This window comes from Mycolicibacterium sp. Y3, assembly GCF_051188035.1.
Classification (GTDB): domain Bacteria; phylum Actinomycetota; class Actinomycetes; order Mycobacteriales; family Mycobacteriaceae; genus Mycobacterium; species Mycobacterium fluoranthenivorans.
Map to the genome: position 1 here is coordinate 868,988 of NZ_JAVQLT010000001.1, position 22,416 is coordinate 891,403.

A 22,416-nucleotide genomic window follows, 5' to 3' on the forward strand; every position below is an offset into this window, starting at 1 on the left:
TACTGCCCGTGACGTACGACGACCTGCCTTACACCTGTGATCACGGTGGCGGCGGTGCCGGTGGCGGCGGACCGAGCACCGGCACGGTGATCGGCGGTAGTCCGGGGATCTCGATGACCGTGGAACCCACCTGCGGCGGTGGGGCGAGCGGATCCAGGCCCGGAATGCCCGCCGGCGGTGGCGGCGGTGGCGGCGGGATGCCGTTGCTGATCTGGATGGTGATGATCGAACCCGGGATGGTCTGTCCGGACGGCGAGGTCCCCACCACGGTGCCCGCCGAAGACACGCTGTTCACCGGGTTGGCCTGATCGGCGACCTGGAAGCCGGCGTCCTTGAGGAGCTGGCGCGCGGTGTCCTGGCTCATCCCCGCGACGCTGGGTACCTTCGAGCCCGGTCCGCCGTCGACGTACCGCGGATCCGTCGGGGGCAACTGCACGGTGTCCGGCGTGATCGGCTTCATGGCGGTGAACCAGGTGCGGGCCGGCTCGTTACCGCCGAACAGGTTGCCCGATCCGCACTGGCGCAGCGGGAACGAGCACAGGTCGCCGGGAGTGCTGGAGTCGTCGTAGATGTAGTTTGCCGCGGCGAAGGCGCTCGTGAAGCCAAGGAACCCGGACGACCGGTGGGCCTCGGTGGTGCCGGTCTTACCCGACATCGGCAGGTTCCAGCCCACGGCCCCGGCCGAACCGGCGGCGGTGCCGTTGCCCTGGTCGTCATGGCTCATCGCGTTGGCCAGGGTGTTGGCCAGTCCTTCGGGCACGACCTGTTCACAGGTCTCGGTGGTGACCGCGACCTCGTGGCCGGTGCGGTCGAAGACCTTGTCGACCGGGTTCGGCGGGCACCACGTGCCCGAGGAAGCCAGCGTCGCAGCGACATTCGACAGCTCCAGCGCATTCACCTCGACGGGACCCAGGGTGAAGGAGCCCAGGTTCTGCCGCTTGATGAAATCGGCGAGGCTCTCGTTGCTCTCCGGGTCGTAGTCGCGTGCGGTCCCGGGCAGCGCATAGGACCGCAGCCCGAGCTTGACCGCCATGTCCACCGTGCGCTGCACTCCGACCTGGCTGATCAGCTTGGCGAACGCGGTGTTCGGGGAGGTGGCCAGCGCGTCGGTGACGCTCATCTGTCCGCGGTAGTTGCCCGCGTTCTGTACACACCAGGTGGCGGCCGGGCAGCCCTTGGCGCCACCGCTGCCCAGCCCCTTGGCTTCGAAGCGTGCGGGGGCGTCGAGGGTGGCGCTGATGCCCATGCCCATATCGAGGGCGGCGGCGGTGGTGAACACCTTGAAGATCGAGCCCGCACCGTCGCCGACGAGCGAGAAGGGTTGGGGCTGCATGGTTTCGCCGGCCTCGGTGTTCAGGCCGTAGGTGCGGTTACTGGCCATCGCCAGCACGGGGTGGGCGGTCTTGCCGGGTCTGATCACGCTCATCACGCTGGCGACACCGGTGAGATCGGGCGCTGCGATACCGTCGACCGCCGATTTCACGTTGGCCTGCACGTCGGGATCCAGCGTGGTGCGGATCAGGTAGCCACCCTTGGCCACCTGCTCCTTGCTGATACCGGCTCGTGCCAGATAGTCCAGGACGTAGTCGCAGAAGAACGCGCGGTCCCCGGCGGCGATACACCCGCGGGGCAGCTCGTTGGGCTGCGGCAGAATGCCCAGCGGCTGCTGCTTGGCCGCCCGCAGCGCCTCGGCCTCCTGGGGGATGTTGTCGATCATGGTGTCCAGCACGAGATTTCGCCGGGCCAGCGCGCCGTCGGGGTTGGTGTACGGGTTCAGCGCGCTGGTCGACTGGACCATGCCGGCCAGCAGGGCGGCCTGCTGCCAGTTCAGCTCCGAGGCGTTGATGCCGAAATAGGTCTGGGCCGCGTCCTGGATTCCGAAGGCGCCGTTACCGAATGACACCAGGTTGAGATAGCGGGTCAGGATCTCCGGTTTGGTGAACGTCTTGTCCAAGGTCAACGCCATCCGGATCTCGCGCAGCTTGCGAGCCGGCGTGGTCTCGATCGCGGCGCGCTTCTCGGCGTCGGTCTGGGCGATCACCAGAAGCTGGTAGTTCTTCACGTACTGCTGTTCGAGCGTGGAACCGCCGCGGGTGTCCATATCGCCGGAGGCGTACCCGGCAAGCCCGGTGAGCGTGCCCTTCCAGTCCACACCGTTGTGTTCGGCGAACCGCTTGTCCTCGATGGAGACGATCGCCAGCTTCATGGTGTTGGCGATCTGCTCGCTGGGCACCTCGAACCGGCGCTGGCTGTACAGCCATGCGATGGGGTTGCCGCGGGCGTCGGTCATCGTCGAGACCGCGGGGACCTCACCCTCGACCAGCTGCGCCGATCCGTTGGCGACGACATCGGACGCGCGGTTGGACATCAGGCCGAAGCCGCCCACCACGGGAAACATCAAACCGGCGACGATCACACTGGCCAACAAGCAGCACCATGCGAGCTTGATGAGCGTCACCGCAACGGGTGGGCGCACGGTGTGCTGCTCTGCCATGGGTAACAGACTAACCAGACGTTTCTGAGGTGGCCTGCGAGCGGTGCGTTTGTACGTGGGACGGCCCGACTGCACGCCCGTCCCAAAAAATCGTGATCTGACTGTTGCGTAAAACCCCTCTGACCACCTAGCTTGGACACACAATGCGATTCAGGTAACACTATTGGACGCAATGTGGCGTAGATCGCACCCGCGGTCTGGTCCGTCGAAGCGAAAGGGTTGCTGGTGTCAGTTTCGTCGACTGCAATACGCAAATCAGGCATGGGCCAGCAACCCGACGTTGCCGCGCCCTGCGCAGAGGCCGAAGCACGCATCGCGTGGGTCTCCCAGGCTCGCTGCCGGCAGGCCGATCCGGATGAACTGTTCGTCCGCGGAGCGGCCCAACGCAAGGCCGCCGTGATCTGCAGGCACTGCCCCGTCATCGCCGAATGTGGCGCGGACGCCCTGGACAACCGCGTCGAGTTCGGCGTGTGGGGCGGGATGACCGAGCGCCAGCGCCGCGCCTTGCTCAAACAGCACCCCGAGGTGGTGTCCTGGGCCGAGTTCTTCGCCGCCCAACGCAAGCACCGCAGCGCCGTCTAGACCTTCTGTTCCAGCACCGTGTACCTCACGATTCGTGGGGTACACGCCTTTTCTCAGGCGGTTTCGGCGACACCCGTGAGCTGATCGCCTATCGCCCGCAGCGCCTCCAGGTCGGACACGTCGAACGGCAGCGAAGGCACCCCCACGATGGCGACATGCGGGTTGGCGCCGGTGAACCGGCCCAGTAGCCGCACCTCGCGCTTGGCGGTCGCCGCGCGGGCCGCGTGAATCCTCAGCACCGCCGAGGTCAATCCGCCGGGCTCCTGCGCGTCTAGCTCGTCGGCGGCGGCAGCAGCCATCTCCCCGGCCAGGTTGCTCAAGGTCGGATGGGTCCGGTTCAAGATCAGACCGGCCAGCGGCATGCGTTCCTGGGAGAGCCGGTCGACGAAGAACGAGGCCTCACGCAGCGCGTCCGGTTCGGCCGCCGACACCACGACGAATTGGGTACCCCGGCGCTTGAGCAGTTCGTAGGTCTTGTCGGCCTTCTGCCGGAACCCGTCGAAGGTGGCGTCCAGGGCCTGGACGAAACTGGCCGCATCGGCGAGCATCTGCGAGCCGAGCACGGTGGACAGCGCCTTCATCGCCAGGCCGACGGCGCCGGTGACGAGCTTGCCGATACCGCGGCCCGGGGCCAGCAGCAACCGCCAGAGCCGGCTGTCCATGAAGCTGCCGAGGCGTTTGGGGGCGTCCAGGAAGTCCAGGGCGTTCCGCGACGGCGGGGTGTCGACCACGATGAGGTCCCACTTGTCCTCGGCCAGCAGTTGGCCGAGTTTCTCCATGGCCATGTACTCCTGCGTGCCGGCCAGTGATGTCGCGACGGTTTGGTAGAACTGGTTCTCCAGGATCGCCTCCGCGCGGGTGGCGTCGGAGGAGTACTGCAGCACCATCTCGTCGAAGGTGCGGCGCATATCGAGCATCATGGCGTGCAGCTCACCGGTGACCTCGGGCGCCAGCGGCACCCGCTGCGGGGTGTTGCCCAGGCTTTCGATGCCGAGTGCCTGCGCCAGGCGCTTGGCCGGGTCGATGGTCAGCACCACGACGGTGCGGCCGTATTCGGCGGCGCGCAGCGCCATCGCCGCGGCGGTGGTCGTCTTGCCGACACCGCCTGCGCCACAACACACGACGACGCGATTGGACTTGTCGGTCAGGATCGCGCCCAGATCGAGCGCGGGAGGCGTGGTGCTCATGGGTGCTATCTCACTCCCTGCTGGGCGAGCGCCTCGGCCAGCTCGTACAGACTGCCCAAGTCGACGCCGTCGGCGATGGCGGGCAGGTCCAGGCGGGCCACGTCGAGTTCCGCCAGTTGCTCGGCGCTTTCCGCGCGGGCAGCGATCCGGGTGGCATGCTGGATGGATTCGGTGAGTAGACCCGCGAAGTCATTGTCCGACAAGGTGATTCCAACCTTGGCGAGGCCGGCATGGACCGCGTCGGCGTCGATGTCGCCCTCGGCGGCCTTGCTCAGCGCGTCGGCGGGCAGATAGGTCGGGATGTTGCGGTTGACGATGACGCTGCCGATCGGCAGGTCCAGGGCCCGCAGCTCGTCGATCGCCTCCAGGGTCTCCTGGATGGGCAGCGCCTCCAGCAGCGTCACCAGATGGATGGCGGTCAGCTGCGAGTGCAGGATCTTCACCACGCCGTCGGCCTGCGAGTGCACCGGCCCGCCCTTGGCGAGCTCCGAGACCGCCTTGGTGACATCCAGGAACCGGGCGATCCGGCCGGTCGGCGGCGCGTCGACGACGATCGCGTCGTAGCTGTCCGACTTCCCTTTTTCGTTGCGCACCACGATCTCTTTGATCTTGCCGGTGAGCAGCACATCGCGAAGCCCGGGCGCAATGGTGGTGGCGAACTCGACGGCGCCGATCCGGCGCATCGCCCTGCCCGCGATGCCCAGGTTGTAGAACATGTCGAGGTATTCCAGGAACGCGGCCTCGGTGTCGATGGCCAGCGCGTTGACCTGGCCGCCCCCGTCGGCGGTCGCGATCTTCACCTCTTTGTAGGGCAGCGGCGGCACATCGAAGAGCTGGGCGATGCCCTGGCGTCCCTCGACCTCCACCAGCAGCACCTTGCGGCCACCCGTCGCCAAGGCCAATGCGAGCGCGGCAGCGATCGTCGACTTACCGGTACCGCCTTTGCCCGATACGAAGTGCAGGCGGGCCTCGGTCAGGCGCGTCGGCCAGCCGACCGGGTTGGGTGCAGGGTCCACCAGTGCATGCTAGCTGTGAACATCCGTGCTCCGGATAAGCTCTCCAGCATGAGCGAACCGACCCGGTGGGAGTACGCCACCGTCCCGTTGCTGACACACGCCACCAAGCAGATCCTCGATCAGTGGGGTGCCGACGGGTGGGAACTGGTGTCGGTGCTGACCGGCCCCACCGGTGAACAGCACGTCGCCTACCTCAAGCGGCCCAAGTGAGCCATCTGCAGAGGCTGACCGAACTGGGCATCGAGCTGCCGCCGGTGGTCGCCCCGCTGGCGGCCTACGTGCCCGCAACCCGCACCGGGAACCTCGTCTACACCGCCGGGCAGTTGCCGATCGCCGATGGTGAACTACTGGCCACCGGCAAGGTCGGCGCCGAGGTCACCCCGGAGCAGGCCAAGGAGCTGGCCCGGATCAGCGGCCTCAACGCCTTGGCCGCGGTGCACGCACTCGTCGGTATCGACGCGGTGGTGAAAGTGGTCAAGGTGGTCGGATTCGTGGCTTCCGCACCGGGTTTCGCGGGTCAGCCGGGCGTCATCAACGGGGCCTCGGAACTGTTCGGCGAGGTGTTCGGCGATGCCGGCGTGCACGCCCGCTCCGCGGTCGGGGTGTCCGAGCTGCCGCGCAATGCACCGGTCGAGGTGGAGATTATCGTCGAGATCGCGTGAGCGATCGAGCATGAGACAGAGATCGCGTGAGCGATCGAGCATGAGACAGAGATCGCGTGAGCGATCGAGCATGAGACGGGGGTTGTCATCATTCATCCGGCGTACGGCGTGCTGCGGCCGGTGACCGAACTGGCCTCGGTGCTGCTGTGCGACAACCCGGGCATCATGACGCTCGACGGCACCAACACCTGGGTGCTGCGCGGCCCGGGCAGTGCCGAGATGGTGATCGTCGATCCCGGCCCCGACGATGCCGAGCACATCGGCCGGCTGGCCGACCTCGGGCCGATCCCGTTGGTGTTGATCAGTCACAAACACGAGGACCACACCGAGGGTATCGACGCCATCGTCGAGCGCACCGGCGCCGTGGTGCGCTCCGTCGGCAGCGGTTTCCAGCGCGGCCTGGGCGGCCCACTCACCGACGGTGAGGAGATCGATGCCGCCGGGGTCCGGATCAAGGTGATGGCAACGCCGGGGCACACCGCGGACTCGCTGTCGTTCCTCGTCGGTACCCGGGGCGAGCGCAGCGGCGGGGGATTCGATGCCGTGCTGACCGCCGACACGGTGTTGGGCCGCGGCACCACCGTCATCGACACCGAAGACGGCAGCCTCGCCGACTATCTGGAATCACTGCGCCGGCTGCACGGCCTGGGCCGGCGCCGGGTGCTGCCCGGCCACGGTCCCGAGCTCGATGATCTCGAGGCGGTCAGTGCGGCGTACCTCGTGCACCGCGAGGACCGGCTGAACCAGGTCCGCGCGGCACTGCGGATCCTCGGCGAGGACGCCTCCGCACGTCAGATCGTCGAACACGTCTACACCGATGTCGACCAGAAGCTGTGGGACGCAGCCGAGAAATCAACCCAGGCGCAGCTGGACTACCTGCGAGGCTGACGCTCGCCGGCCCGGGGGCGCGCTACCGCGCTCGGCGCGCCAGCCGTTCGGAGTCGCTGATCAGCACGCTCTTGCCCTCCAGGCGGATCCAGCCCCGATGGGCGAAATCGGCGAGCGCCTTGTTGACCGTCTCGCGGGAGGCGCCGACCAGCTGGGCGATCTCCTCCTGGGTCAGGTCGTGTGTGACGCGCAGCGCGCCACCCTCCTGGGTGCCGAAACGCTGGGCCAGCTGCAACAGCTGCTTGGCCACGCGGCCCGGCACGTCGGTGAAGATCAGATCGGCGAGGTTGTTGTTGGTGCGACGCAGACGGCGGGCCAGCACACGCAGCAGCTGCTCGGCGATCTCGGGACGGTCGGCGATCCAGGCACGGAGCGCCTCGCGGTCCATCGACACCGCGCGCACCTCGGTGATGGTCGTGGCGCTGGAGGTACGCGGACCGGGGTCGAAGATCGAGAGCTCACCGAACATGTCCGACGGACCCATGATGGTCAGCAGGTTCTCACGACCGTCGGGAGATCGGCGGCCGATCTTCACCTTGCCGGACGTGATGATGTACAGGCGGTCGCCGGGCTCACCCTCGGCGAACACGGTGTGTCCCCGCGGGAAGTCGACCGGCTGCAGCTGCTTGGTCAGCGCCGCCACCGCGGTGGGTTCGACTCCTTGGAAGATTCCGGCCCTGGCCAGGATCTCGTCCACGTTGCCCCTCTTAAGCTAATTGTTGATATGACACGCGCAGACCAACCGCTGGCTGGTGAGCGAATTCAGTCTAGATGCTGGCCCCGCCGACGTTGTCGGCAATGTGCCTCCAGCGCGACGTGCCAACGCTACACACGATTTGGCTGGCGAGTCGCCGGAAATTGCGGATTCAGTCCGGCCGATGCGTGGATCCGGGTCGGCAGCACCGCTGCGTGCTGCATCGCCGGTCGCGGGGCGGGTGCCCGGTCCAGCAAATTGTCCGCGGCCGCGGCGGGTTCGGTGTCGATGCGCAACCCGGCTTCCAAGCGGTCCAGACCGAAGGTTGCCAGCATCAGCAACCCCGGCACGAACGCCACCAGCAACCACGACACGAATGATGAGTAAACACGGCCAAGGTCTCAGCCAGATCACGGTTTGCCACCGGTAGGCGCAGCACTACGGACCTCGTTTCCCCGTCGCTCCGCTCGCCCAGGCCCCTTGTTGCCCGTCGCTCCGCTCGCCCAGGCCCCTTGTTGCCCGTCGCTCCGCTCGCCCCGGGGCTGCACGTCAGTACGCTGATTCGGGTGACAGTCCGCACCGGCCGGAGTAAATCGGCCACCAAATGGGATGCCGAGACCCACCTCGGCCTGGTTCGCCGGGCCCGCCGGATGAACCGCACCCTGGCGACGGCGTTCCCTCATGTCTACTGCGAACTGGATTTCACCAATCCGCTCGAACTGACGGTCGCCACCATCCTGTCGGCGCAGTGCACCGACAAAAGGGTCAACCTGACCACCCCGGCGCTGTTCGCCAAATACCGCACGGCGCTGGACTACGCCCAGGCCGACCGCACCGAACTTGAAGAGCTGATCCGCCCCACCGGCTTCTACCGCAACAAGGCCAACGCGCTGATCAGCCTCGGCCAGGAGCTGGAGGCCCGGTTCGACGGCGAGGTGCCCGGCAATCTGGCAGACCTCGTCACCCTGCCCGGGGTGGGTCGCAAGACCGCCAACGTGGTGCTGGGCAACGCCTTCGGCATTCCCGGGATCACCGTCGACACCCATTTCGGGAGACTGGTCCGCCGCTGGCGCTGGACCGCCGAGGAGGACCCGGTCAAGGTGGAGCACATCGTCGGTGAGCTCATCGAACGCCGGGAGTGGACGTTGTTGAGCCACCGCGTGATCTTTCACGGCCGTCGCGTCTGCCACGCCCGTCGCCCGGCGTGCGGGGTGTGCGTCCTGGCCAAGGACTGCCCGTCGTTCGGTACCGGCCCCACGGATCCGGTCACGGCGGCCGCGCTGGTCAAAGGCCCCGAGACCGAGCATCTGCTGGCGCTCGCCGGGCTGTGAGCAGGTCTGCGCGCTGGACCGCGGTGGTGCTGATCGTCTTCGTGGCGCTGGCCGTCGCGCTGTGGCGGGAGATCGGGACGGATCGGACCGCGGCGCCGGGCTCCACCGAGGAGGCACCCACCGCCCGCGATCACCGCGACGCGGACACCCCCGCGGCCCTGCAGGGCCCGCGGGCAGCGGCTGGGCTGCCACCGTGCCCGAGGCCCGGTCCCAACCCCCAGCCGGGATCGCCCGCCCTGCGCGGGATCACCTTGGAATGCGCCGGTGACGGCGAACTCGTCGACCTCGCGCCGGCGCTGGCCGGGCGCCCGGTGGTGCTCAACCTGTGGGCCTACTGGTGTGGTCCGTGCACCGACGAACTGCCGGCGATGGCCGAATACCAGCGCCGGATGGGAACCGAGGTGAGCGTCGTGACCGTGCACCAGGATGAGAACGAGTCGGCCGGCCTGATGCGGATGGCCGAACTCGGCGTGCACCTGCCGATGCTGCAGGACGGCCGCAGGCTGGTCGCCGCCGCGCTGAAGGTGCCCAACGTCATGCCTGCCACCGTCGTGCTGCGCGCGGACGGTAGCGTGGCCGAAATCCTGCCCCGGCCGTTCGCCCACGCCGACGACATCGCCGCGGCGGTGAATCCATCGATAGGAGTGCCGGGATGAGCACGCTCGATGCCGGCCAGAACACCGGCGTGACGCCGGCGGCCACGCCCGAGTGGCTGCGCGGGCTGGTGGACAACGTCGGCCGGGTGCCCGACGCGTATCGGAGCCGGGTCCCCGCCGACGTACTCGCCGCGATCGCGGACGCCAACACCTCGGCGACCCGCTCCGGCACCAAACGCGATGCGGCGGTGCTGGTGTTGTTCTCCGGGCCGCAGGACGCGCCGGCCGGCGGGCTGCCCGACGACGCCGACCTGCTGGTCACCGTGCGGGCGTCCACGCTGCGCAACCATTCCGGCCAGGCCGCTTTTCCGGGCGGGGCAGCCGACCCGGGGGACGGCGGCCCGGTGGGCACCGCCCTGCGCGAGGCCAGGGAGGAGACCGGCGTGGACACCGGCAGGCTGACACCGCTGGCGACGCTGGACCGGATGTTCATCCCGCCCTCGGGGTTCCACGTGGTCCCGGTGCTGGCGTACTCGCCGGACCCCGGCCCCGTCGAGGTCGTCGACCCCGCGGAGACGGCCATCGTGGCGCGGGTGCCGGTGCGCGCCTTCATCAATCCGGAGAATCGGCTGATGGTCTACCGGCAGCAGAACACCAGCCGTTTCGCCGGCCCGGCGTTCCTGCTCAACCAGATGCTGGTGTGGGGATTCACCGGCCAGGTGATCTCGGCGCTGCTGGATGTCGCGGGCTGGGCCCAGCCGTGGAACACCGGCGACGTGCGCGAACTCGACGAGGCAATGGCGCTGGTTGGGCGGGCCAGCCAGTACGGTGTAGAGCAATAATGACCTCGTCTCAATGGCTTGACCTCGTCATCCTCGCCTTCGCCGTCGTCGCTGCGCTGTCGGGTCTGCGCTCCGGTGCGCTCGGCTCGTTGCTGTCACTGGTCGGCGTCGTTCTCGGTGCCGTCGCCGGGGTACTGCTGGCCCCGCACATCGTCAGTCATATCGACGGGGCGCGCACGCGGCTGTTCGCGACGCTGTTCCTGATCCTGGCGCTGGTGGTGATCGGTGAGATCGCCGGGGTGGTGCTCGGCCGCGCGGTGCGCGGCGCCATCCGCAACCGACTGCTGCGCGGTGTCGATTCGCTCGTCGGTGCGGGTCTGCAGCTGGTCGCGGTGCTGTTGGCCGCCTGGCTGCTGGCCGCCCCGCTGACCTCGTCGAGCCAGCCCGGTCTGAGCGCGGCGGTCCGCGGCTCGCGGGTGCTCACGGAGGTGAACGCGCTCGCGCCGGAGTGGATGCGCAAGGTGCCGACCCGGCTGGCCGGCTTGCTGGACACCTCCGGTCTGCCCGATCTGCTGCCGCCCTTCGGGCGCACCCCGATCGTCGCGGTGGACGCACCGGACGGCGCCTTGGTCGACACCCCCAACGTCGCTGCCGCGCGCGCCAGCGTGGTCAAGATCCGCGGCGTCGCACCCAGCTGCCAGAAGGTGCTGGAGGGCAGCGGTTTCGTCATCGCCCCGAACCGGGTGATGTCCAACGCGCACGTGGTGGCCGGTGCCGAGACCGTCACCGTCGAGGTGGACGGCAAGTCCTATGACGCCACCGTCGTCTCCTACGACCCCGACGAGGACATCTCGATTCTCGCGGTGCCGGATCTGCCCGCGCCGCCGCTGCTGTTCCACGACGCCGAGGCCAAACCGGCGACCGACGCCGTCGTGATGGGATATCCCGGTGGCGGCGAATTCACGGCGACCCCGGCGCGTATCCGCGAGACCATCGAGCTCAACGGGCCCGACATCTACCACACCACCACGGTGAACCGGACCGTCTACACGATCAGAGGGACCGTCAAACAAGGCAATTCGGGCGGCCCGATGATCGACACCGACGGCAAGGTGCTCGGGGTCGTGTTCGGCGCGGCCGTCGACGATGCCGATACCGGATTCGTGCTCACCGCCGAGGAAGTGCTGCAGCAGCGCCTCAAGGTCGGTAACACCGCGCCGGTGCCGACCGGACGGTGTATCTCTTAACGGCGGGCAATCTCTTAGCGCGGATACACCTGAGCCAGGAATCGCGTCAGCTGCGCGTTGACGGCCTCCGGAGACTCCTCGTGGGCGAAGTGCCCGGCGCCGTCGATGGAGACGAAATGCCCGTGCGGCGCGAACTGCCGAGTGCGGTGCACCGGATCGGTGAGCACATAGGGATCGGCGTCACCGCGCAGGTGCAGGACGGGAATGGCCAGCGGCCGTTTCATCGACCGCATGAACCGGCGGCCCTCGGCGCGTAACTGGCTGCGGACCGCCCAGCGCTGATACTCCAGTGCGCAGTGGGCGGCCCCGTGAATCCGGGCGGCCGTGCGCACATGCGCGATGGTCTCGGCGAAGTCCTCGGAGACCTGCCATTTCGCGCTCGACCGGGCGCGGACCAGGTGTTCCAGCTCGGCCGCGCCGTTGCGGGTGAGCTCGCGTTCGGGCCAGAACGGCACCTGGTAGCGCAACATCGACGGCAGCAGCGCCCTGCCCTGGTCGCGCCGGGTCAGGGCGGAGGCCCGCAATGCCACCGGATGCGGTGAGCTGACCAGTCCGATGGCCGTCACCGCGCGCGGGTGCAGCACCGAGGTGGCCCAGCACACCAGACCCCCGTCGGCATGTCCGATCAGCGTCGCGCTGCGATGCCCCAGCGCGCGCACCAGGCCGGCCGTGTCACCGGCCAGGGTCCAGCCGTCGTACCCGCGCGGGGGTTTGTCGCTGCCGCCGTAGCCGCGCAGATCGACCGCCACCACCCGCGCGCTGGTTCCGGCGGGCAGGCCCCGCAGTTGGTGACGCCACGACCACCAGAACGAACCGAAGCCGTGCAACAGGATGACCAGCGGGCGGTCAGGATTGTCGGCCTGGTCGTCCTGTGAACGCTCGGCCTCCACCACATGGAAGCGGATGCCGTTCGCGTGGACCTGAAGATGACGCCACGGGCCGTCGATGTAGACCACCGACGGATCGGGCGGGTGCATTTACCAGCCCGACGGGTCGGTCGGAGTCGGGCGCGCCACGTCGGGGGTCTTGTCGTGGCCCGGGGTCAGCGCGGCCGGGATCTCCCTGACGGTTTCGATGGTCTGTTGGGGCCCACGGATCCGGCGCACTTTCAGGTAGCCGAACAACGCCAGCGCACCGGTCGTCAGCACCATGAGCACGAAGACGATCAGGAAGGCGACCCACCGCCAGATCCATTCGTCGAGCAGCTCGGCCAGGAAGAAGAAAAAGAAGAACGTCGAGTAGAACAGCACCACCAACGCGGCGATGAAGAAGATGCTGCCGGTGAGGCCCTTCTTCACGTCGCGGGTGATCTCGGCCTTGGCCAGTTCCACCTCGGCGCGGACCAGGGTCGACACCTGTGCGGTGGCGTCCTTGACCAGGTCGCCGATCGACGGGTCGACCTTCGGGGCATGCGGGTCAACGAGGGGGATGGATGCGACCGTCGTCGGCACGCCGTTCTTGCTTTGCCCTGTCGTCATGGGGCTATGGTGCCATGTCGCGTCACATCCATCGATCCAGCCCGACGATAGAATGGGTGCCGGTCGTCGGGGCCATGTCGAATTGAGGATGCTTGTGAGACACCGCTGGCATGCGGCGGTTGCGGCGGCTGTGACAGCCCTTGCGACGATCGTGACCGCACCGATGGCCCACGCCGCCGGCCCGGTCGATCTGGGCGGCGGGTCCGGCATCGTGATCGAGGGGGACACCTTCTGCACGCTGACCGCAATCGGTAACGACGCCTCCGGCAAGCTCATCGGATTCACCTCCGCGCACTGCGGCGGGCCCGGTGCGAAGGTCGGCTCGGAAGCCGTGCCCGATGCCGGGGTGCTGGGCACCATGGTCGCGGGCAACGACGGACTGGATTACGCGGTGATCGAGTTCGACCCGCAGAAGGTGCGTCCCGTCGACACCGTCAACGGATTCCGCATCGACGGTATCGGGCCCGATCCGGGGTTCGGTGACGTCGCGTGCAAGCTCGGGCGCACCACCGGCTACTCCTGCGGGGTCACCTGGGGCCCGGGCAAGGATCCGGGCACCATCCTCAACCAGGTGTGCGGACAACCCGGCGACTCCGGCGCACCCGTCACCGTGAACAACCGGCTGGTCGGCATGATCCACGGTGCCTTCACCGAGGACCTGCCGACCTGCATCGTGAAATACGTGCCCTTGCACACCCCGGCGGTGACCGTGTCGATGAACGCCGTGCTGGGTGACATCGCGGCCAAGAACCGCCCGGGGACGGGATTCGTTCCCGTCCCCTGAGTCGATTCCCCGTCGGTTACTTGCTCGCGCGGATGGCCTCGAAGACGCTGGGGTCCACCAGGGTTGAGGTGTCGCCGAGCTCGCGGCCCTCGGCCACGTCGCGCAGCAGCCGTCGCATGATTTTGCCGCTTCGGGTCTTGGGGAGCTCGGGCACGACGTGGATCTCGCGCGGTTTGGCGATCGGTGAGATCTCGATGGCCACCTGGGCGCGCAGTTCCTCGACCATGCCCTCGGTGCCGCCGTGTGCGCTGGCCTTGAGGATGACGAAAGCGCAGATCGCCTGGCCGGTGGTGTCATCGGAGGCCCCGACGACGGCGGCCTCGGCCACTCCGGAGTGCCCGACGAGTGCGGATTCGACCTCGGCGGTGGAGATCCGGTGTCCGGAAATGTTCATCACATCGTCGATGCGGCCCAGCACCCAGATGTTGCCGTCCGAGTCGTAACGCGCGCCGTCACCGGCGAAATACCAGCCCTGCTCGGCGAACCGGGACCAGTAGGTGTCCTTGAAGCGCTCCGGGTCACCCCAGATCCCGCGCAGCATCGCCGGCCACGGTTGATCGAGCACCAGGTAGCCGGTGACGTGCTCGGCTTCGTCGGCGCCGGGCACCAGTTCGTTGCCGTCATCGTCGACGATCTTGGCCGAGATACCGGGCAGCGGGGTCATCGCCGAGCCGGGTTTGGTGGCCGTCACACCGGGCAGCGGGGAGATCATGATCGCGCCGGTCTCGGTCTGCCACCAGGTGTCCACGATGGGGGCCTTACCCGCGCCGATGTACTCGCGGTACCAGCGCCAGGCCTCGGGGTTGATCGGCTCACCGACCGAGCCGAGCAGCCGCAGGCTGGACAGATCGTGGGCGGCGGGGATCTGGTGGCCCAGCTTCATGAAGGTGCGGATGAGCGTCGGCGCCGTGTAATAGATGGTGACACCGTATTTTTCGATGATCTCGAAATGCCGGTGCTCGGTCGGCGAGGTCGGTGTGCCCTCGTAGACCACCTGGGTGGCGCCATTGGCCAGCGGGCCGTAGGTGATGTAGGTGTGCCCGGTGACCCAGCCGATATCGGCGGTGCACCAGTACACGTCGGACTCGGGTTTGAGGTCGAACACGACTGAGTGGGTGTAGGCCGCCTGGGTGAGGTAACCACCCGAGGTGTGCACGATGCCCTTGGGCTTGCCGGTGGTCCCGGAGGTGTACAGCAGAAACAGCGGCTGCTCGGAGTCGAAGGCTTCCGGGGCGTGCTCCGGTGAGGCCGGCTCGACGGTGTCGTGCCACCACCGGTCGCGGCCGTCGGTCCAGTTCACCTCTATCCCGGTGCGGCGCACCACCAGCACGTGCTGCACCGACGGCTGATCCGCCACTGCTTCGTCGACGGCATCCTTGAGCGAAGCCGCCTTGCCGCGGCGGTACTGCCCGTCGGTGGTGATCACCAGCTTGGCCGCGGCGTCCTCGATCCGGGCCGCCAGGGCGGTCGCCGAGAACCCGGCGAAAACCACGCTGTGCATCGCGCCCAACCGCGCACACGCCAGCATCGCCACGATCGCCTCGGGCACCATCGGCATATAGATGGCGACCCGGTCCCCGGCCACCACCCCCAACTCGGTCAGCGCGTTGGCCGCCTTGCAGACGTCATCCTTGAGCTGGGCGTACGTGATATCGCGGGAATCGCCGACGGGCTCACCCTCCCAGTGGATCGCCACCCGATCACCGTTGCCGGCTTCGACGTGGCGGTCCACACAGTTGTAGGCGACGTTGAGCTTGCCGCCGACGAACCACTTCGCGAACGGCGCCTGCGACCAGTCCAGCACCTCGGTGAACGGCGTTGCCCAACTCAACCGGTTGGCCTGGGTGGCCCAGAACCCCAACCGGTCGGCCGCGGCGTCGTCGTACAACTGACCCGTGGCATTGGCATTCGCCACGAAATCGGCGGGCGGCGGGTAGACGGACGGAACGTCGGCATGCGTCAGCGGCGGTGTGGTCATGGGTGTGAGCGTAGTCACCGAACGTTGCACAAGTGTTGGAGCGTCACAGCGTGCTGCGGGCGGCGGGGCCGCTGCGATGAACGGTCGGGGAATCGGCGCCCAACGGTCGGCTAGCGTGCTCGTTGTGACCGACCCACTTGCACCACTGGCCGACCTCGAAGGGGTGACGGCTGCCGGCGAAGAGGCCCGGGAGGCGCTGGGCCGGGCGCACCGGCACCGAACCAACCTGCGGGGCTGGCCGGCGACCGCGGCCGAGGCGTCATTGCGGGCGGCGCGGGCCTCGTCGGTGCTCGACGGCGGAGCGCTGAGCCTGAACGAGTCGGGTGACCCCGATGCGGTGCTCGCGGGTGCGCTGCGGGTGGCCGAAGTCCTGGAAGGCGGAGCCGGCGCGCTGATCGGGGTGTGGAAACGGGCCCCGTTGCAGGCGCTGGCCCGGCTGCACGCCCTGGCGGCCGCGGATCTGGTCGGGGATGACCAACTCGGCCGCCCGCGGCCGGACCCCGAGGTGGGCCCGCGCCTGGAGTTGCTCGCCGATCTGGTGACGGGCGGCACCAAGGTTCCGGCGTTCGTGCTGGCGGCGGTGGCGCACGGGGAGCTGCTGACCCTGGCGCCGTTCGGGGTGGCCGACGGCGTGGTGGCGCGAGCGGTGTCGCGGTTGATCACCATGGCCAGCGGGCTGGATCCGCACGGACTGGGCGTGCCGGAGATGTTCTGGATGAAACAGTCCGGTAATTACCGCGCGGCCGCGCGCGGATTCGCCTCGGGAACGCCGAACGGGCTGGGCGCCTGGCTGGTGCTGAGCAGTCAGGCACTGCATTCCGGTGCGCGAGAAGCACTTTCGATCGCCGAGGCGGCGAAGAAGTAGGGGCATACGAAGCGGGCGACGTTCCGGTATCGGACCTGCATCCGATTCGGCTCGCCGCCCGCTAGCACGGACTCCGGTTACCAAGCGTGCTCTGGTGGCTGCGTGGGTGGCCTCGGCGTTCTTCCGTTGCGCTCTGTCTGCGATCCCACCCAAGGGATCGTCGATGCCAGCCGCTTTCGCAATTCCGCAGGCCCGCAACACTTTTACCTCTATCGCGGTATGTGCTCCGCGTGGGTGCCGGGATCCGTGCTGGGAAGTTCGGTTCGGGAGATCACACCTTCTCTTCCGGTGTGGCCTTGGCCTTACCGCTCTTCCGTGACTCCTTTGTACTCCGTGACCGCGATCACATCAAGGGTCAATTGATGCCGATTCCGGATCGTTACGCGGCTCGGTGTCCCTACGACCGGGTGTCGTACTACCTGCTTTGAAATACGAACCGGCGCAACAACGAATACGTAAGCGCCCCGCCTGCCAGGGCGCTGAGGCTCACCGCGAACGTCGTCGCGACGGCCGCACCGGACGGGGCGGGCAGTCGGTCTCGCAGGGATACCGGCCGGCTGAAGGTCAGGACGGGCCAGTCCCGCGAGGTCGCCTCCTTGCGCAATGCGCGGTCGGGATTGACCACCGTGGGATGGCCGACCGCTTCCAGCATCGGCAGGTCGGTGACCGAATCGGAGTACGCGTAGCAGTGCTCGAGTGCGTACCCCTCGCTCGCGGCGAGCTCCCGGATCGCGTCGACTTTGCCCTCGCCGTAGCAGTAGAACGCGACCTCGCCGGTGTACTTGCCGTCCTCGACGACCATCCGGGTGGCCATGGCATGAGTGGCGCCCAGGGCGCGCGCGATCGGCGCGACGATCTCCTCGCCCGAGGCGGAGACCACGACGACGTCACGTCCGCACAATTTGTGGTCGGCGATCAGGTTCGCGGCTTCGTCGAATACCAGCGGATCGACGATCTCGTGCAGGGTCTCCCCGACCACCGAGCGCACTTGCTCGACATCCCAGCCGGCGCACATTTCGGTCAGGTACGTGCGCATCCGATCCATCTGCTCGTGGTCGGCACCCGACATCAGGAAGAGGAACTGCGCATAGGTGGACTTGAGGACCGCGCGGCGGTTCAGTAGTCCTTGATCGAAGAATGGTTTGCTGAACGCCAGCGTGCTGGACTTTGCTATCACGGTCTTGTCGAGATCGAAGAATGCCGCCGTGCGGACAGGTTGCCCGGATTCGGCGCGGCCATCTGCGGCGGCGGGTGCGTCAGGGGTCCCGTCGGATACCGTCACGACGCCCAGCATAGGCCCGTGCCAGGGGAGGCTTCTCCCATAGCTGGGAAAGTGGCAGCTCACACGCGGTATCGCTAACCGCTGGTTTTTCCGTTCCCGGACGCATTCTCTGGCAAGCGCAACTTGCGCCGCGTGACACGCTCGTGTGTATAGTGAGCATTACCCGGCTTATGTCGGGTGTGGATCAGCCCGACCCCCCGGGGCTGATACACGACGACCTCCGCCTCCTCCCCCCCTGGCGGGGGTCGTCCCTTTTCTGGGGGTTTTTCTTTCGGCCCGCAGGGGCAATCTCATCCTCCCGGCGTTGCGGAATGTCATTCTCAGTGTCGAGTTCCGGCCGGATTCATCCACAGTTGCCGATTCATCCACAGATGTTCAACCGCCCTCTGGCGTGTGGTCGCCGGCTGTTCGCACAGTGGGTGGGTGACCATTTCCGGGACGGCTTCGGTGCTGGCGATGCTCGGTGACGGGCCGATGCGCGATGACGTCGACCGGGTGGCCGCCGCGGCCGGTGTTCGGGTGGTGCATGCCGGTGAACCGTCCAGTCGAGCGGTGTGGGCCGGTGCGCCGGTGGTGCTCGTCGACCGCGTTGCCGCCCAGCGGTGCGTGGCGCACGGACTGCCGCGCCGCGACCGGGTGCTGCTGCTGTCGCCCGCCTTGACCAGTGAGGACTGGGAATCCGCGGTCGCTGTGGGTGCGGAACGGGTGCTGCACCTGCCTGGACAGGACGGGGAGCTGGTGGCCATGTTGTCGGCGGCTCCGGACGGCCGCGGTGCGGGTCCGCGGCGTGGTCCGGCGGTGGCGGTGCTGGGCGGAACCGGTGGCGCGGGTGCCTCGCTGCTGGCGGTCGCCATCGCGCAGGCTGCGGCCGAGTCGCTGCTGATCGACGCCGACCCGTGGGGCGGCGGCCTGGATCTGGCGTTGGGTAACGAGGGTGAGCCGGGGCTGCGCTGGCCCGATCTCCGTCTGAGCGAGGGCCGGCTCGGCTATGACGCCCTGCGCGACGTGCTGCCGACCCACCGCGGGGTCACCGTGCTGTCGGGCGGGCGGATGGGTACCGAGATCAGGCCCGGCCCGCTCGCGGCGGTCATCGATGCGGGCCGGCGCGCCGGGGTGACCGTGGTGTGCGACGTGCCCCGGCAGCCGGGCCCGGCCACCGAAACCGCGATGCGTGCCGCCGACCTGGTCGTCCTGATCACCCCGGCCGACGTGCGATCCACGGCCGCGGCCGCCGTGACGGGTGGGTGGGCAGGTGCCATCAATCCCAATGTCGGCCTGGTGGTTCGCGGCCCGGCTCCGGGCGGACTGCGGGCCGACGATGTGGCGCGGACGGTGGGCCTGCCGCTGCTGGTGTCGATGCGCCCGCAGCCGGGCCTGGACGGCGCGATGGAGCGCGGTGGACTGCGGGTCCGGGCCCGATCGCCGCTGGCGGCAGCGGCCGGCCGGATTCTCGCCCTCCTGCGGCAGCAGCCGGTGGCGGTGCCGGGATGACGGCGTCGTTGATCGAGCGGGTCCGCGAAAGGCTGGCCGTCGAGGATATTCCGTTGCGGCCGGCGGTCGTCGCCGCCGCCATCCGCGCTGAATCGGGCGGTCTGCTCGGCGACACCGATGTGCTTGCCACCATGCGGGTGCTGCAGACCGAACTGACGGGCGCGGGCCTCCTGGACCCGCTGCTGCGCCTGCCCGGTACCACCGATGTCCTCGTCACCGCACCGGATGCGGTCTGGGTGGATGGCGGAAACGGGTTGTACCGCAGCGAAATACGCTTCGCCGACGAAGAAGCGGTGCGGCGGCTCGCACAGCGGCTGGCCCTCGCTGCGGGTCGCCGGCTCGATGAGAACCAGCCGTGGGTGGACGGCCAGCTGACGTGTCTGGGGTCCGACCCGGTGCGGTTGCACGCGGTGCTCCCACCGGTCGCCGCCGGCGGGACGTGTCTTTCGCTGCGCGTGCTGCGCCCGGTCGACCAGGACCTCGATGCGCTGATCGCCACCGGGGCCATCGCCGAACCCGCGGCCCGGTTGCTCGACCAGATCCTGCGGGCGCGCCTGGCCTTTCTGATCTCCGGCGGCACGGGTGCGGGGAAAACCACGCTGTTGGCGGCGCTGCTGGGTGCGGTCCACGCGGGGGAGCGGATCGTCTGTGTCGAGGACGCCGCGGAGCTCGCGCCCCGGCACCCGCATCTGGTCAAGCTGGTGGCCCGGGGCGCCAACGTCGAAGGTGTGGGCGTGGTGACGGTGCGCGACCTGGTCCGGCAGGCCCTGCGGATGCGTCCCGACCGGATCGTGGTCGGTGAGGTGCGCGGGGACGAGGTCGTCGATCTGCTGGCCGCGCTCAACACCGGTCATGACGGGGGAGCGGGCACGGTGCACGCCAACAGCCCCGCGGAGGTGCCGGCCCGGCTGGAAGCACTGGCAGGTTCGGGCGGGCTGAGTCGCGCGGCGCTGCACAGCCAGCTCGCGGCCGCGGTCCAGGTGGTGCTGCACGTGCGCCGAGACGCGACCGCCGGCCGCAGGCTCGTCGAGATCGCGGTGCTGGAGCGCGGCACCGACGGATGTGTGCGTGCCGCGACGGTATGGCATGCGGACGACGGATTCGGTGCCGGTGCACCGGTCTTGGACAAGGTCATCGCCGACAGGAGCGGCCGATGATCACCGCCGCGCTGCTGCTGGCCGCCGCCCTGCTCATCACGCCACCGGTGGCACGGATGCGGCTGGGCGTGGCGGGACGCCGGATCGCCGGCCACCTCCCGCCGTGGGCGGGTGTGGTGGCGGGTGTCGCGGTGGCTGCGCTTGTGCTGCCACTGGGGACCGTGGTGGCCGGCGGGCTGATCGGCGCGACGGTGCTCGCGCGTCGTCATCAGGCCCGTCGCCGCACCCGAATGCGGTCGGAAGCGGCGGCATTGCGCGACGCCCTCGACGTCTTGGTGGGTGAGTTGCGGGTGGGCGTGCACCCCGTGGTGGCCTTCGGCGTCGCCGCCGGGGAAGTCGACGGACCGGTGGCGCAGGCGTTGCGTGGTGTGGCGGCCCGCGGGCAGCTCGGCGCCGACGTGGCCGCCGGACTGCGGGTGGCCGGCGGGACATCTGCGCTGCCCGCACACTGGGAACGCCTGGCGGCGTGCTGGCAACTCGCGCAGACCCATGGCCTGGCCATCGCCACGCTGATGCGGGCCGCCCAGCGCGACATCGTCGAGCGCGAACGATTCTCGGCCAAACTCGATGCCGGCCTGGCCGGTGCGCGCGCCACGGCCACGATTCTGGCGGCGCTGCCGGTGCTCGGTATCGCGCTCGGCCAGCTCATCGGTGCCGACTCGCTGCAGTTCCTGGTTTCGGGCGGAACCGGTGGCTGGTTGCTGGTCATCGGCGTGGCCCTGTGCTGCCTGGGGTTGTGGTGGTCGGACCGGATCGCCTCGGGAGCCCTGGAATGACCTGGTCCGCTTTGCTTCTGGCTGCCGCGCTGCTCATCGGTACCGGACCCGTCCGGTCCGGGATCCGGCCCGCGGAGCCGACACCGGTACGTCCGGCCTCGGATCCGCTGGCCGCGGCCTCGTGTTTCGACATCCTGTCCGCGTGTCTGGGCGCGGGCATGGCCACCCCGGCCGCGGCCGCGGCGGCAGCCGCCCTGGCTCCTGCGGAGCTCGCCGAACGGCTCACCCGCGCAGCACGGTTGCTCGCGCTGGGCGCGGATCCGGGCAGCGCCTGGGCGCAGGCCGAGTCCGCCTCCGACCCACATGGCGAGTCGCTGGCCCGGATGGCCAGGCGCTCCGCCGAATCGGGGGCGGCGCTGGCTCAGGGGGCTGCCGAACTGGCCGATCAGGTGCGCAGCGAAGCCGGTGCCGCGGCAGAGGCCGCCGCCGGACGGGCTTCGGTGCTCATCGCCGGACCGCTGGGTCTGTGCTTCCTTCCGGCGTTCGTCTGCCTGGGTGTGGTGCCGGTGGTCGCCGGGCTGGCGGGCGACGTGCTGGGGTCGGGCCTGCTGTGAAGATCACGTCCATCGAGGGGAGAAGCAATGGTAAGGAACATGATTCGGTCATTTCAGGCGAGAATGACGGTGATCGCCGCCGACGAGTCCGGCATGTCCACCGTCGAGTACGCGATCGGGACGATCGCCGCCGCGGCCTTCGGGGCCATTCTCTACTCGGTGGTGACCGGCGATTCCATCGTCACCGCGCTGTCCAACATCATCACTCGGGCGCTCAACACCAATGTCTGAGCGCCGATGACGGGGCGGTCACGGTCGAGGCCGCGTTCGCGGTCGCCACACTGGTGGCGGTTCTGGTGCTCTGTACGGCCGGCCTCACCGCGTTGGGCATGCAGGTGCGCTGTGTCGACGCGGCGCGGGAGGCGGCGCGACTGGCCGCGCGCGGCGCCGATGGGACCGCGGCCGTCGAACGGGTCGGCCCCAGGGGTGCGATGGTGGCGCTGCGGCGCGACGGTGCGTTCGTCGTGGCCCGGGTCAGCGCGAAATCGCCACTGCTACCCGGTATCACCGTCGCAGCCGAAGCGGTGGCCGCCGTCGAACCCGGTCAGTGACGACCGCGGTTCGGCGACGCT

25 protein-coding genes are annotated in these 22,416 nt (G+C 68.9%); 16 read left to right on the forward strand and 9 right to left on the reverse strand.

All coding sequences use genetic code 11. From position 1 onward, the window contains the following. Nucleotides 1-40 precede the first annotated feature (40 nt). Complete coding sequence (gene ponA2, locus QN239_RS04240) at nt 41-2,494, reverse strand: transglycosylase/D,D-transpeptidase PonA2 (RefSeq protein WP_499008308.1); 2,454 nt, start codon at nt 2,492-2,494, stop codon at nt 41-43. Nucleotides 2,495-2,755: 261 nt separating this feature from the next. Between ponA2 and QN239_RS04245 the strand changes: the two genes are divergently transcribed. Next, complete coding sequence (locus QN239_RS04245) at nt 2,756-3,076, forward strand: WhiB family transcriptional regulator (RefSeq protein ID WP_499008309.1); 321 nt, start codon at nt 2,756-2,758, stop codon at nt 3,074-3,076. A 53-nt stretch (nt 3,077-3,129) separates the two neighbouring features. Here QN239_RS04245 and bagB read toward each other — a convergent pair whose 3' ends face one another. Both bagB and bagA read right to left on the reverse strand, forming a co-directional pair. Then, complete coding sequence (bagB, locus tag QN239_RS04250; RefSeq protein ID WP_187097202.1) at nt 3,130-4,263, reverse strand: ArsA family ATPase; 1,134 nt, start codon at nt 4,261-4,263, stop codon at nt 3,130-3,132. Between the two features lie 5 nt (nt 4,264-4,268). Continuing rightward, nucleotides 4,269-5,279, reverse strand: coding sequence for an ATPase BagA (gene bagA / locus QN239_RS04255; RefSeq protein WP_499008310.1), 1,011 nt, complete (start codon nt 5,277-5,279; stop codon nt 4,269-4,271). Nucleotides 5,280-5,327: 48 nt separating this feature from the next. Here bagA and sp36 point away from each other — a divergent pair, with 48 nt between their 5' ends. From sp36 to QN239_RS04270, 3 genes are all read left to right on the forward strand, one after another. Further along, the gene (gene sp36 / locus QN239_RS04260; protein ID WP_090364625.1) at nt 5,328-5,489 is read left to right on the forward strand and encodes a Sp36 family protein; all 162 of its coding nucleotides are present in this window, start codon (nt 5,328-5,330) and stop codon (nt 5,487-5,489) included. Then, on the forward strand, nt 5,486-5,941 hold the full coding sequence (locus QN239_RS04265) for a RidA family protein (protein ID WP_090364627.1): 456 nt from the start codon (nt 5,486-5,488) through the stop codon (nt 5,939-5,941). Before sp36 ends, QN239_RS04265 begins: the two co-directional genes overlap by 4 nt. Before the next feature lie 87 nt (nt 5,942-6,028). Further along, nucleotides 6,029-6,829, forward strand: a complete 801-nt coding sequence (locus tag QN239_RS04270; RefSeq protein WP_499016573.1) for an MBL fold metallo-hydrolase — start codon at nt 6,029-6,031, stop codon at nt 6,827-6,829. Nucleotides 6,830-6,851: 22 nt separating this feature from the next. On the opposite strand, the gene crp is transcribed toward QN239_RS04270, so the two are convergent. Both crp and QN239_RS04280 read right to left on the reverse strand, forming a co-directional pair. Then, nucleotides 6,852-7,526, reverse strand: coding sequence for a cAMP-activated global transcriptional regulator CRP (gene crp / locus QN239_RS04275; protein WP_019510750.1), 675 nt, complete (start codon nt 7,524-7,526; stop codon nt 6,852-6,854). Nucleotides 7,527-7,654: 128 nt separating this feature from the next. Further along, nucleotides 7,655-7,897, reverse strand: a complete 243-nt coding sequence (locus QN239_RS04280; RefSeq protein ID WP_499008311.1) for a hypothetical protein — start codon at nt 7,895-7,897, stop codon at nt 7,655-7,657. 192 nt (nt 7,898-8,089) lie between these two features. Here QN239_RS04280 and nth point away from each other — a divergent pair, with 192 nt between their 5' ends. From nth to marP, 4 genes are read left to right on the forward strand one after another with little or no spacing between them, the layout of a single operon-like run. Then, nucleotides 8,090-8,854: an endonuclease III gene (nth, locus tag QN239_RS04285; RefSeq protein ID WP_499008312.1), complete on the forward strand. Its 765-nt coding sequence runs from the start codon at nt 8,090-8,092 to the stop codon at nt 8,852-8,854. Further along, the gene (locus tag QN239_RS04290; RefSeq protein WP_499008313.1) at nt 8,851-9,510 is read left to right on the forward strand and encodes a TlpA family protein disulfide reductase; all 660 of its coding nucleotides are present in this window, start codon (nt 8,851-8,853) and stop codon (nt 9,508-9,510) included. The genes nth and QN239_RS04290 overlap by 4 nt, the downstream gene beginning before the upstream one ends. Next, nucleotides 9,507-10,292 (forward strand): NUDIX hydrolase, encoded by a 786-nt coding sequence (locus QN239_RS04295; RefSeq protein WP_499008314.1) that lies wholly within the window; start codon nt 9,507-9,509, stop codon nt 10,290-10,292. Before QN239_RS04290 ends, QN239_RS04295 begins: the two co-directional genes overlap by 4 nt. Then, on the forward strand, nt 10,292-11,479 hold the full coding sequence (gene marP / locus QN239_RS04300) for an acid resistance serine protease MarP (RefSeq protein ID WP_499008315.1): 1,188 nt from the start codon (nt 10,292-10,294) through the stop codon (nt 11,477-11,479). The genes QN239_RS04295 and marP overlap by 1 nt, the downstream gene beginning before the upstream one ends. A gap of 14 nt (nt 11,480-11,493) precedes the next feature. Here the strand turns inward: marP and QN239_RS04305 are convergent, their stop codons facing one another. Then, the gene (locus QN239_RS04305; protein ID WP_499008316.1) at nt 11,494-12,456 is read right to left on the reverse strand and encodes an alpha/beta fold hydrolase; all 963 of its coding nucleotides are present in this window, start codon (nt 12,454-12,456) and stop codon (nt 11,494-11,496) included. Next, nucleotides 12,457-12,957 (reverse strand): phage holin family protein, encoded by a 501-nt coding sequence (locus QN239_RS04310; protein ID WP_090364641.1) that lies wholly within the window; start codon nt 12,955-12,957, stop codon nt 12,457-12,459. Between the two features lie 88 nt (nt 12,958-13,045). Between QN239_RS04310 and QN239_RS04315 the strand changes: the two genes are divergently transcribed. After that, nucleotides 13,046-13,741, forward strand: a complete 696-nt coding sequence (locus QN239_RS04315; protein WP_187097197.1) for a S1 family peptidase — start codon at nt 13,046-13,048, stop codon at nt 13,739-13,741. Between the two features lie 16 nt (nt 13,742-13,757). Here the strand turns inward: QN239_RS04315 and acs are convergent, their stop codons facing one another. Then, nucleotides 13,758-15,719 carry an acetate--CoA ligase gene (gene acs, locus QN239_RS04320; protein ID WP_499008317.1) on the reverse strand — a complete coding sequence of 654 codons (1,962 nt, stop codon included), beginning with the start codon at nt 15,717-15,719 and terminating at the stop codon, nt 13,758-13,760. A 124-nt stretch (nt 15,720-15,843) separates the two neighbouring features. Here acs and QN239_RS04325 point away from each other — a divergent pair, with 124 nt between their 5' ends. Beyond that, nucleotides 15,844-16,584, forward strand: a complete 741-nt coding sequence (locus QN239_RS04325) for a Fic family protein (protein WP_499008318.1) — start codon at nt 15,844-15,846, stop codon at nt 16,582-16,584. A gap of 415 nt (nt 16,585-16,999) precedes the next feature. Here QN239_RS04325 and QN239_RS04330 read toward each other — a convergent pair whose 3' ends face one another. After that, nucleotides 17,000-17,878, reverse strand: a complete 879-nt coding sequence (locus tag QN239_RS04330) for an HAD-IB family hydrolase (RefSeq protein WP_499008319.1) — start codon at nt 17,876-17,878, stop codon at nt 17,000-17,002. 444 nt (nt 17,879-18,322) lie between these two features. Here QN239_RS04330 and ssd point away from each other — a divergent pair, with 444 nt between their 5' ends. Genes ssd through QN239_RS04360 form a run of 6 tightly spaced genes read left to right on the forward strand, consistent with a single transcriptional unit; the run spans nt 18,323 to nt 22,395 of the window. Further along, nucleotides 18,323-19,357, forward strand: coding sequence for a septum site-determining protein Ssd (gene ssd / locus QN239_RS04335; protein WP_499016575.1), 1,035 nt, complete (start codon nt 18,323-18,325; stop codon nt 19,355-19,357). Then, nucleotides 19,354-20,514: a TadA family conjugal transfer-associated ATPase gene (locus QN239_RS04340; protein WP_499008320.1), complete on the forward strand. Its 1,161-nt coding sequence runs from the start codon at nt 19,354-19,356 to the stop codon at nt 20,512-20,514. The genes ssd and QN239_RS04340 overlap by 4 nt, the downstream gene beginning before the upstream one ends. After that, the gene (locus QN239_RS04345) at nt 20,511-21,290 is read left to right on the forward strand and encodes a type II secretion system F family protein (protein WP_499008321.1); all 780 of its coding nucleotides are present in this window, start codon (nt 20,511-20,513) and stop codon (nt 21,288-21,290) included. Before QN239_RS04340 ends, QN239_RS04345 begins: the two co-directional genes overlap by 4 nt. Further along, complete coding sequence (locus tag QN239_RS04350) at nt 21,287-21,844, forward strand: type II secretion system F family protein (protein WP_499008322.1); 558 nt, start codon at nt 21,287-21,289, stop codon at nt 21,842-21,844. Before QN239_RS04345 ends, QN239_RS04350 begins: the two co-directional genes overlap by 4 nt. A gap of 39 nt (nt 21,845-21,883) precedes the next feature. After that, a complete protein-coding gene (locus QN239_RS04355; RefSeq protein WP_499008323.1) occupies nt 21,884-22,075 on the forward strand; it encodes a DUF4244 domain-containing protein in 192 nt (63 codons plus the stop codon). Continuing rightward, nucleotides 22,072-22,395 carry a TadE family type IV pilus minor pilin gene (locus QN239_RS04360; RefSeq protein WP_499016577.1) on the forward strand — a complete coding sequence of 108 codons (324 nt, stop codon included), beginning with the start codon at nt 22,072-22,074 and terminating at the stop codon, nt 22,393-22,395. The genes QN239_RS04355 and QN239_RS04360 overlap by 4 nt, the downstream gene beginning before the upstream one ends. Nucleotides 22,396-22,416 lie beyond the last annotated feature (21 nt).

Excerpts from the sequence above, each read along its gene's own strand:
- ponA2 (WP_499008308.1), bottom strand. The coding sequence starts at position 2,494 with ATGGCAGAGCAGCACACCGTGCGCCCACCCGTTGCGGTGACGCTCATC.
- QN239_RS04245 (WP_499008309.1), top strand. The coding sequence starts at position 2,756 with ATGGGCCAGCAACCCGACGTTGCCGCGCCCTGCGCAGAGGCCGAAGCA.
- bagB (WP_187097202.1), bottom strand. The coding sequence starts at position 4,263 with ATGAGCACCACGCCTCCCGCGCTCGATCTGGGCGCGATCCTGACCGAC.
- sp36 (WP_090364625.1), top strand. The coding sequence starts at position 5,328 with ATGAGCGAACCGACCCGGTGGGAGTACGCCACCGTCCCGTTGCTGACA.
- QN239_RS04295 (WP_499008314.1), top strand. The coding sequence starts at position 9,507 with ATGAGCACGCTCGATGCCGGCCAGAACACCGGCGTGACGCCGGCGGCC.
- marP (WP_499008315.1), top strand. The coding sequence starts at position 10,292 with ATGACCTCGTCTCAATGGCTTGACCTCGTCATCCTCGCCTTCGCCGTC.
- QN239_RS04305 (WP_499008316.1), bottom strand. The coding sequence starts at position 12,456 with ATGCACCCGCCCGATCCGTCGGTGGTCTACATCGACGGCCCGTGGCGT.
- QN239_RS04310 (WP_090364641.1), bottom strand. The coding sequence starts at position 12,957 with ATGACGACAGGGCAAAGCAAGAACGGCGTGCCGACGACGGTCGCATCC.
- QN239_RS04315 (WP_187097197.1), top strand. The coding sequence starts at position 13,046 with ATGCTTGTGAGACACCGCTGGCATGCGGCGGTTGCGGCGGCTGTGACA.
- acs (WP_499008317.1), bottom strand. The coding sequence starts at position 15,719 with ATGACCACACCGCCGCTGACGCATGCCGACGTTCCGTCCGTCTACCCG.
- QN239_RS04330 (WP_499008319.1), bottom strand. The coding sequence starts at position 17,878 with ATGCTGGGCGTCGTGACGGTATCCGACGGGACCCCTGACGCACCCGCC.
- ssd (WP_499016575.1), top strand. The coding sequence starts at position 18,323 with ATGCTCGGTGACGGGCCGATGCGCGATGACGTCGACCGGGTGGCCGCC.
- QN239_RS04340 (WP_499008320.1), top strand. The coding sequence starts at position 19,354 with ATGACGGCGTCGTTGATCGAGCGGGTCCGCGAAAGGCTGGCCGTCGAG.
- QN239_RS04345 (WP_499008321.1), top strand. The coding sequence starts at position 20,511 with ATGATCACCGCCGCGCTGCTGCTGGCCGCCGCCCTGCTCATCACGCCA.
- QN239_RS04350 (WP_499008322.1), top strand. The coding sequence starts at position 21,287 with ATGACCTGGTCCGCTTTGCTTCTGGCTGCCGCGCTGCTCATCGGTACC.
- QN239_RS04355 (WP_499008323.1), top strand. The coding sequence starts at position 21,884 with ATGATTCGGTCATTTCAGGCGAGAATGACGGTGATCGCCGCCGACGAG.